This is a genomic window from Mesorhizobium sp. M7A.F.Ca.ET.027.02.1.1, assembly GCF_004022985.1.
Taxonomy (GTDB): Bacteria; Pseudomonadota; Alphaproteobacteria; order Rhizobiales; family Rhizobiaceae; genus Mesorhizobium.
This window is the reverse complement of the sequence record NZ_RZOL01000603.1, coordinates 1-2,518: the sequence shown is the minus strand read 5'-3', so window position 1 is coordinate 2,518 and position 2,518 is coordinate 1. Positions and strand designations below refer to the sequence as shown.

Below are 2,518 nucleotides of genomic sequence, written 5' to 3'. Positions count from 1 at the left end.
ACGGGCACATATAGGTGCAGACCTGTTCGCGCATCAGACCGCCGAACGTGTAGGTGGTAGCCGTCAGGACGGCGACAGTGATGTAGGCGACGGGCGCCGCAGTGCCGGTGAAGAGCTCGCCGAGCAGCGTCGGTGCATCGGCAAAGTAGAAGATCCAGGCGCCGCCAGTCGCCGCCCCTATGACCAGCCAGATGGTGTGCTTGGACACACGCAGCATGAGCTTGCGCGCGGTCCAGGGACCTGCGTCAAGTTTCATGCGGGCGTTGCGGTCCCCCTCGATCGCACGTTCGACGACGAGGAACAGATCGACCCACACCGTCTGAGGGCATGCATAGCCGCACCAGGCACGGCCGACAGTCGAGGTGATCAGGAAAAGACCGACGCCCGCCATGACCAGGAGGCCGGCCACATAGAAGAATTCCTGGGGCCATATCTCGATGAAGAAGAAGTAGAAGCGCCGGTTCGCGAGATCGAGCAGGACTGCCTGGTCCGGGGCAAATGGACCGCGAGCCCAAGGCAGCCACGCAGCCAGGTAGTAGATGCCAAGTGTGATCGTCATCACCAGCCATTTGAAGCGACGAAAGTTGCCCGAGGCGCGCTTCGGAAAGATCTTTTGACGCGCGGCATAAAGCGGCTTGCGGGTTTTGGCGGAATTGACAGTTTCTGTTTCGAGCCGTGTCAACTGCGTCTTATCACGCATGTGCAACTCCACTTTCCCAGCCAATGTCAGGGGCACCTGTCGTAAAGCCTCGCGGTAGGATAGCCTTGCCGGGTTGTGCAGATCGCATTAGGGATGGTGTCGAGGCCCGGCTCACGCCGGGCCTCGTCCGCTTGGCAGGGGGGACCGAAGAATAGGACTTCCATTCCTATTCTCCGCCGCCAAGCGAATGGACATAAACTGCAAGTTCCTTGACCTTGATCTCGCCGAGACGGCCAACCCAGGCCGGCATGACGCCCTGTTTTGGCGCACGGACCTGTGCGGCGATGGCTGTCTCACCGGATCCATAGAGCCAGATCGCATCGGTCAGGTCGGGGGCGCCGAATTCCCTGTTGCCTTTTGCATTGTCGCCGTGACAGGCGACGCAGTTCTCGGCAAAGACCTTGGCGCCGGGTTGGATCAGACTTGCATCGCGGACCTTGCCGGAAAGGCTGGCCACGTAGGCGCTGACTTGTGCGATCTGGTCGGCGGTAATGATGTCGCCGAAGGCCGGCATTTCCGACAGGCGCGTGTCCGGATCGGATGCGAAGCGGATGCCGTGCGTAATCGTCTGCTGGATCTGCTCGGCCTTGCCGCCCCATAGCCAGTCGTCGTCGTTGAGATTGGGAAAGCCCTTGGAACCTTGGGCGCCGGAGCCGTGACATTGTACGCAATTGACCTTGAAAGCGGCGCCACCGGCGGCGATTGCGAATTCGCGCAGGCCGTCGTCCGCGGAGATCTCCGAGACGCTCTTGGACTCCACCGCCGAGATATATTTGCCCTTGGCGGCCTCAGCCGCAGTCAGCTCGTTCCTGACCTCGTTGCGGCTGGAATAGCCGAGCACACCCTTCGTCGCCGAGTGCAACAGAGGCCATGCTGGATAGGCGATGGTGTAGCCTATCGCCCAGACAATGGTGACGTAAAAGGTGATAACCCACCATCTGGGAAGCGGGTTGTTCAGCTCCCGGATGCCATCCCATTCGTGGCCGGTGGTCGAGACGCCAGAGATTTCATCGATATGCTCGTCGCTCATGATCACTCGTCCTCGAGCGGAATGCGGGCCGCTTCGTCGGCCAGCCTTCGGCTGCCGGGGCGTAGGGCAAAGGCGATGCACCCCACGAAGAACAGCGCCATCGCAACCAGGCCCCAGCTGTCGGCAAACGCCCGCATCAAATTGTAGGTCATCAGCGTTCTCCTCAGCGGTAGCCGGCGGCTTCGTCGTAATTTTTGAAGTCGACCAGTGTGCCAAGCATCTGCAGGTAGGCGAGCAGGGCATCCATTTCGGTGACCTGTTGCGGGTTGCCGTCGAAGTCGCCGATCTTGGCTTTTGGGTAACGCGCCTCAAGGCCTGATGTGTCGGCATTGGGATCGGCCTGCGCCGCCAGATCCGCATTGGCGTGGACGATCATGTCATCGGTGTAAGGGACGGCTACAAGCCTGTTGGCGACCAGATGCGTTGAGAAATCCTTCACGTCGATCGGCGTGTCTTTCAGGAACCCATAGCTCGGCATGATCGATTCCGGCACCACCGAGCGCGGGTCGGTAAGATGCGCGACATGCCATGCATTCGAGTAGCGGTCGCCAACTCTGGCGAGATCCGGCCCGGTGCGCTTCGATCCCCACTGGAAGGGGTGATCGTACATGGACTCGGCAGCTAGGCTGTAGTGGCCATAGCGCTCAACTTCGTCGCGGAACGGCCTGATCATCTGGCTATGACAGAGGTAGCAGCCCTCGCGCATATAGATGTTGCGCCCGACAAGTTCGAGCGGCGAATAGGGGCGCATGCCTTCCACCTTCTCGATCGTATTGTCGAGATAGAAG

At 60.6% G+C, this 2,518-nt stretch carries 4 protein-coding genes; all 4 read right to left on the bottom strand.

What is annotated here, in order from left to right; all coding sequences use genetic code 11:
* The coding region (locus EN749_RS34005; protein WP_128364820.1) for a 4Fe-4S binding protein at nt 1-700 on the bottom strand (700 nt) is incomplete at its 3' end.
* Nucleotides 701-866: 166 nt separating this feature from the next.
* The gene (gene ccoP / locus EN749_RS34000; RefSeq protein ID WP_126057790.1) at nt 867-1,730 is read right to left on the bottom strand and encodes a cytochrome-c oxidase, cbb3-type subunit III; all 864 of its coding nucleotides are present in this window, start codon (nt 1,728-1,730) and stop codon (nt 867-869) included.
* Between the two features lie 2 nt (nt 1,731-1,732).
* The gene (locus tag EN749_RS33995; protein ID WP_024502864.1) at nt 1,733-1,882 is read right to left on the bottom strand and encodes a cbb3-type cytochrome c oxidase subunit 3; all 150 of its coding nucleotides are present in this window, start codon (nt 1,880-1,882) and stop codon (nt 1,733-1,735) included.
* A gap of 11 nt (nt 1,883-1,893) precedes the next feature.
* A partial coding sequence (gene ccoO, locus EN749_RS33990) for a cytochrome-c oxidase, cbb3-type subunit II (RefSeq protein WP_128364819.1) occupies nt 1,894-2,518 on the bottom strand: 625 nt, incomplete at its 5' end.

Excerpts from the sequence above, each read along its gene's own strand:
- ccoP (WP_126057790.1), bottom strand. The coding sequence starts at position 1,730 with ATGAGCGACGAGCATATCGATGAAATCTCTGGCGTCTCGACCACCGGC.
- EN749_RS33995 (WP_024502864.1), bottom strand. The coding sequence starts at position 1,882 with ATGACCTACAATTTGATGCGGGCGTTTGCCGACAGCTGGGGCCTGGTT.